At 61.9% G+C, this 6,267-nt stretch carries 7 protein-coding genes; all 7 read right to left on the reverse strand.

The annotated features are described in order from the left end of the window. Positions 1-662, reverse strand: a 662-nt coding sequence (locus tag EK369_RS21100) for an RraA family protein (RefSeq protein WP_164727073.1), incomplete at its 3' end; no start/stop codon positions are given. Then, complete coding sequence (locus EK369_RS21105; protein ID WP_127116262.1) at positions 659-1,354, reverse strand: alpha/beta fold hydrolase; 696 nt, start codon at positions 1,352-1,354, stop codon at positions 659-661. The genes EK369_RS21105 and EK369_RS21100, both read right to left, overlap by 4 nt. After that, complete coding sequence (locus tag EK369_RS21110) at positions 1,351-2,478, reverse strand: cobalamin-independent methionine synthase II family protein (protein WP_127116263.1); 1,128 nt, start codon at positions 2,476-2,478, stop codon at positions 1,351-1,353. Before EK369_RS21110 ends, EK369_RS21105 begins: the two co-directional genes overlap by 4 nt. A gap of 126 nt (positions 2,479-2,604) precedes the next feature. Then, on the reverse strand, positions 2,605-3,570 hold the full coding sequence (locus EK369_RS21115) for a cupin domain-containing protein (RefSeq protein WP_127116264.1): 966 nt from the start codon (positions 3,568-3,570) through the stop codon (positions 2,605-2,607). A 75-nt stretch (positions 3,571-3,645) separates the two neighbouring features. Continuing rightward, positions 3,646-4,629, reverse strand: a complete 984-nt coding sequence (locus EK369_RS21120) for a nuclear transport factor 2 family protein (RefSeq protein WP_127116265.1) — start codon at positions 4,627-4,629, stop codon at positions 3,646-3,648. Further along, entirely contained in the window at positions 4,629-5,669 is a 1,041-nt protein-coding gene (locus EK369_RS21125; protein ID WP_438672172.1) for a LacI family DNA-binding transcriptional regulator, read from the reverse strand. The genes EK369_RS21120 and EK369_RS21125 overlap by 1 nt, the downstream gene beginning before the upstream one ends. Further along, positions 5,654-6,267: SDR family NAD(P)-dependent oxidoreductase (locus EK369_RS21130; RefSeq protein WP_164727074.1), on the reverse strand; the 614-nt coding region annotated here is incomplete at its 5' end. The genes EK369_RS21125 and EK369_RS21130, both read right to left, overlap by 16 nt.

Genomic DNA, 6,267 nt, shown 5'->3' on the forward strand with positions numbered 1-6,267 from the left:
CGTTCAAAAGCGTCAAAGTCAAAGCCGGGCGCGCGGGCGGGGGCCAGCACCAGCTTTTCGGTTTCCAGAAGCTTGAGAATGGCGGCCTCGAGAGTTTCCAAGACGTCCTGCGGGATCACAAGTGCCCCGTGGCGGTCGGCGTGGATCAGGTCTCCCGGAGAGACGCGCATGCCGAAGATGTCGACAGGGGTGTCCAGCTCGCGGACGTGGACAAAGCCATGGCTGGGGCCGACCGATCCCGCAACGACTGGAAAGCCCGCTGGCAGGTCGCCGAGGTCGCGCATCACGCCGTTGGTCAGCGCGCCTGACATGCCAAAGCCCTTGTGCACGGTGGTGTTGATCTCGCCCCAATAGGCGCCGATACAGTCGGGGAAATCGACATCTTCGACCACCGCGACCGAGGGCGCGGGGCCTTCGGACATGTATTTATAATAGGCCATGCGGCGGGTGCGGATCACGTCGGGGGCTTCGGTCGGAGGGGTGACGGCGGCGATTTTCGCGGTGCGGGCGTAGCCGACGATGGGTGGTTCATCGGGGGCGGAGCAGAGCATCGTGCCACGGGTGAAATCGTTAAAGCCACGTTTGCCCTGGGCCACTTCGATGGCGTTGCAGACGGTGGGGGTGTCGACGCTTTGCAGCAGTTTCAGAAGGGAAGGGGTCATAGTGTCTCCAGCCAGGTCATGAGGGCCTGGGTTGTGAGGGCGGGTTGTTCCAGCGTGGGCAGGTGGCCCGCGTTCGGGAGGATTTCAAGGTGGCTTTGCGGCATCAGGGCGTGCATCAGCTCGTGACGTTCCAGCGGGCAGAGCGTGTCCTCGGCACCGCAGAGAACAAGGGCAGGGCCGGTGAAGCCGCGCAGGGTTTCCTGCTGATCGGGACGATCACGTAAGGCCTTGGATTGACGTATAAAAACTTCGGGTCCCAGATCCATCGCCATGGCCATGCAGAGATCGAGAATGGCGCCGGTGTTGGGGCCATCGGCAAGGTAGTTCGGCTTCATTTCATCGCGCATGACGCGCCGGAGGTCACCCGACATCGCGGCGGCAATCTGAGGGGTGCGGCGGGCCTTGACCGTATCGGTTTCGGCCTTGGGGTTGGTGTCCATCAGGGCCAGTCCAGCCACGCGGTCCGGGGCCTGGCGCAGCACTTCCATGGCGAGAATACCGCCCATGGATAGCCCGGCCATGGCAAAGCGCGGCGGGGCATGCACCAACAGATCCTTGGCCAGATCCTGCATGGTTTCAAAGCGATCCATGGGCACGGTCATCACCGGACGCATGCCGGATAAGGCATTGATCTGAGGGCCAAAAAGCCGGGCATCACACATCATGCCCGGCAAGAGAAGCAGCGGCGTCACAGACGGCTGCCTGCCAGGGCCGCGCCTTCGGACAGGGCGGAAAGCTTGGCATAGGCGATGTCGGGGTCGACGGCGCCGAACCCTGCGAAGGTGCCAAAGCCGCAATCGCTGCCGGCGATCACGCGATCGGCGCCGACGATTCCGGCGAAGCGTTCGATGCGTTGGGCCACCAGCTCGGGGTGTTCGACAAAATTGGTGGTGGTGTCGACAACACCGGGCACAAGGATTTTATCGTCTGGAATCTGAGACTTACGGTCGCGAAACACAGTCCACTCATGGGCGTGGCGCGGGTTTGATGTTTCGAACAACAGGTAGCGGGCCTTGGTGGACATCAGGGTGGTGAACACCTTGTCCATGGGGATGTCGCAACAATGCGGGCCTTCGTAGTTGCCCCAGCAGATATGCACCCGCACGCGGTCCTGTGGCACATCGCGCAGCGCGTGATTGAGCGCCTCGACGTGCATGTTTGCGACCTGAACGAACGCGTCATCGTTAAGATCGGTAAACAGCATATGCCGCGACAGCGCGAGGTCGGGGCAGTCAAGCTGCAGATCCAGCCCGTTGGCGATGATGGTTTCGTATTCTTTCTTCATCGCATCAGCCAGCGCCGCGAGATAGGCCTCGCGCGTTTTGTAGAAATCGTTCTGCAGAAACAGCGAAATCACACCCGGAGAGGCCGCGTTCATGAAGCCGCGCGTCGCCCCGTGCGTGGCCATCGCGGCCTTTAGGTTGTTGATATCCTTGAGCAGTTCCTCTTGCCCTTTGGAGCGCACCTCGCCGGTGCACATGGGGCGCGCGTATTGCGGTGTGCCGCCGTCATCCGCCAGGCGTTGCAGGAAACCGGGGAACATCTTGAGGTCGGCAGGCGCATTGCGCGGGCTGTCGCCGGAAAACCCGGTATAGCGGTCCTTGACGTAGGTGGCGTAAGAGATCTTGGAGGTTTCGCCATCGCTGACCACATCCACCCCGGCGTTAACCTGTTTCTTAACGGTGTCCGAAACAGCGGCGGTCATGCAGGCATCAAAGGCCGCGGGGTCATAGGGCTGTTCATTTTCACGGGCGAAGATGAAATCGACCACGTCCTGAGTGCGTGGCAAAGAGCCAACATGAGTTGTCCGGATCATCGTGTCCTCCAAGCTGTTTTAACCAAGTTGTACATCTTTTTTTGGGCTGACTCTCCAAGTTGTACAAAATATTATGTTAAGTTTTGATGCCCGACCGGGCCGTTTCCGACCCGGTCGATGCAGGAATTACGCGACCCAGGTGGCCCCGGCCTGATCGTCCGTGGCGGTGATGCGGTAGAGGCTGGCCTCGCCGGTCATCGAAGGTTCCGCGACATAGGTTTCGCCCGGCAGCACCAGCGCGGTGTCGCCATTCGTCAGGGTCACCTCGACGTCGTTGATGCGAATGCGCCAGTGGCCGCGCATCGGCATGAGGACCACCGGTTTTTCGGCGGTCACGGCGTCGTTCACGGCAGAGCCGCGTGTCAGGAAATCGACCTCGAACCCCGGCTTGTCCTTGATCAGCGCATCCGCGCCAATCACCTTGGCGGGCTTTTTGGCACCGAGCGCCATCAGATCCCAGTAGCGGGCGACATAGGTGCCGATCACCGCCTCTGCCGGAACCTCAGGGAAGGCTTTCAGCTCTTCCTCGGTCAAGAGCGGCATCGGGCGCACGTTGTGGGGCAACTCCTGACCCTTTTTGCTGTCATAGAGCACACCGTTGTCGCCGAGCATGAGGCCGTGATCGCGTGCGTCTTCGATCACATGCGGGGCCCAAGTGACACCGCCGCCCGCGTCGTCGCCGCCCAGAACGGCCATGATCATGCCGTAGTCGGTGCCGATGTTTTCAAAGCCGCGAAAAATGCCGGTGGGGATGTTGAAGATGTCGCCTTCTTCGGCAACGAATTCGCCGGCGTCGCCATGCAGACCCCAGAAAAAGCGCCAGCGCCCTTTGGCGACAAAGAACACCTCGGCCGTGGTGTGGCTGTGCAAGGAATTGCGGCATTTCGGAGGTTGCCCGGCGGCACCGATGTTAAAGCCGATCTTGTCCGTGATGTGGACATGCTGATCCGGGCTTTCCGAGACGCCCCCACCGATAATGGTAAAGTTTTCCTTTTGATCGGACCCCGGCGTGTGGGCGTCGATAAAGGCGGTTTTACAGGGTTTGAGTTCGCCGTAGCGAACGATGCGGGAAGGAATATCCTGCGAGGTCATGGGGTTCTCATTTGTTGCGGGGCAGGGTGCCCCCGGGGTTTCAGGTGTTCGCGCGAGGCCTGAAGCCTCAGCTGGTTATCCGGTGTGAAGGAGGATCTGTTTCCAGACGGATGTTTCGTCAAAAAGCGTGTATTCGCGGCGCAGCTTGGTCTGGCCGCCGATCAGTTGGCCGAATTCGGCGTGGCTGATGCCGAGAACATAGACATCGGCCCCGGTGGGTGCGCCAAAGGTGCCCCAGCCGTCGTGTTTGCCCCAAAGGCTCCAGCGGATTGCTGAACGGGGGGGCATCTGCGGGTCGTCGCGGCCAATCTGGTGGTGAATGGTGAACTGTGCATTGGGGAATGAGGCGCGCAGCCCCATCCAGAAGCGATCCACCGGTGCCCAGCCATGACCGGTCTGGCCTCCGGGCAGTTCCGAGTGCACGGCGCGGTCATATTCGGCCTCGATCGCACCCATGTCGGCGTTCATGATGCGGGTCAGGATATCTGCGTGGCGCTGACCCCATTCATTGTCATTGCCGGTGCCCTTGTAGGGGCCTTCGATGTCGTTCAGCGGCGTCAGGGGTTTGGTGCAGGCCTCGGGGCCGCCCTCGCGGGCGATCTGGTCGCGGGTGTAGTCCAGCGGGTCCCAGCCCATCTGGCGCACGATGGCCCCCTGATCGCGCACCAGCCATTCGTCGTCGATGGCGTTGTTGCGGGCATGGCAGTCAGCCAGAATGCGGTAGGTCAGCTTGGCGCCCGTGGCCTTGCCAAAGGCCCCGTCACCCAGGTGGGTTGCGGTCGAAATGATGCGGTGCGAGGACAGCATGCCCGCCTCTGGCGTGCCGGACCAGATCACGTCTTCGCCCAAAAGGGTGCGATCGGGGAATTCCGCCAGCGTGGCCATGGTGGCGCCAATGACGTTCTGATTGCCGGTTGAGACCGAGCCGGGCATGCGCACGACGATTTTTGGTGCATAGTAGTCGTGCAGCGTGGCAATGCCGCGGTCTTCCCAGATCTCTTTGGTGATGCCGATGATGTAATCGGGGAAATCACGGAATTTCGGGTCGAAACCTTGCATCATTCGTATCCTTCAGGGAGTTTGGCAGACCCGCGCACGATCAGCGGGCCATCGATGGCAATCTTGCGGGGCACGGTGGCGTCCGGGTCATTGATGTAGTTGAGCAGCGCATTCACGGTCTCTTCGACCATGAGGTTCGAGCGCTGGCGCAATGTGGTGAGGTCGTAGGCCGGCCATGCGGCAGGGGGCACGTCGTCGAACCCCACAACCGAAACGTCGCCGGGCACAGACAGCCCAAGTTCAAAGCGCAGCACATCCATAACGGCAAGGGCCATGTGATCGTTGGCGACAAAGACGGCGTCAGGCCGATCGTCGGCAGGCCGGTCAAAGAGGTCGCGGGCGGCGGCACGGGCGCTTTCGGTATGAAAGTCGCCAATCGCGCGGGAGTAAACCTGTTGATGTGCCTCTTGCAGGGCCGCGCGAAAGCCCGCTTCGCGGTCGCGCTGAGTCGAGGCGCCCTCCCACCCGGCGATATAGCTGATCTTGCGGTGGCCGCCCGCGACGAGGAATTCGGCGACCCTGCGGCCTCCGGCGTAGTTGTCGGTGGTGACCGAGGTGATGCCGTCCATATCCTGTGAGCGGTTGAACAGCACAATGGGAATGCCCGCCTGTTGGCAGCGCGACGAAATGTTGGAGGTCATTGCCACCGAGGCCATGACGATGCCGTCGACCTGATAGTCGAGGATTTCCTCGAGCACTTCATCGACATTGCCCGAGGTCTTGGTCGCCATGAAGATCAGCACGTGGTAGCCGTGTTCCTGCAAGAGGTTCGACAGTTTTTCGATGGCCTCGGGGTAGAACTGGTTCTCGAGATAGGCCACCACCAGCCCGATGATGCGGCTTTTGCCCGACACCATGGCGCGGGCCAGAACGTTGGGGCGATAGCCCAGTTCATTCGCCGCCTTGCGCACCTTTTCGCGGGTCTTGGCCGAGACCGAGGCGCCGGGGGTGAACACCCGGCTGACGGCTGACTGCGAGACGCCGGCCAGTTCGGCCACCTGCAGGGATGTGATCTTGTCCCCCATCAGTCTGCTGTCCATCCGCCGTCGATCAGCATCGAGGTGCCGGTGACCAGCCCGGAGGCATCCGAGGCCAGGTACAGCACCGCGCCCATGATGTCCTCAACTTCACCGACCCGGCCCAGTTTGATCTTGTCCATGATCCATGCGGCGCGGTCTGGGTTGTCAAAGGTCGACTGGGTCAGGGGGGTGCGAATAAAGGTCGGGCAGACCGTGTTGATCCGCACGCCCGCCTTGCCCCATTCGATGGCCATGGCTTTGACCATGCCTTCGAGCCCGTGTTTGGTGGCGCAATATAGCGCGCGATCCACGCCGCCGACGTGCCCCATCTGCGAAGAGATATGGATGATCGAGCCGGGTTTGCCCGCGGCCTTCATGGCCCTGGCGGCATAGGCCGACAGGAAATAGGCGGACTTCAGGTTGACGTCGGTGACCGCATCAAAGTCATCCGGCGTGGTTTCCATCGCCGGTCCGTGACGCGCCAACCCGGCCGAGTTGACCACGACGTCAAAGGCGCGCTGTTCCATCAACGCCGACAGCGCCTCGAGATTGCCCTGATCCAGCTGTACCGCCTCGGCGGACCAGCCCTGGGCCGCCATCGCCGCCACGGTGTCCTGCA

The organism is Shimia sediminis, assembly GCF_003990645.1.
GTDB classification, from domain to species: Bacteria; Pseudomonadota; Alphaproteobacteria; order Rhodobacterales; family Rhodobacteraceae; genus Shimia; species Shimia sediminis.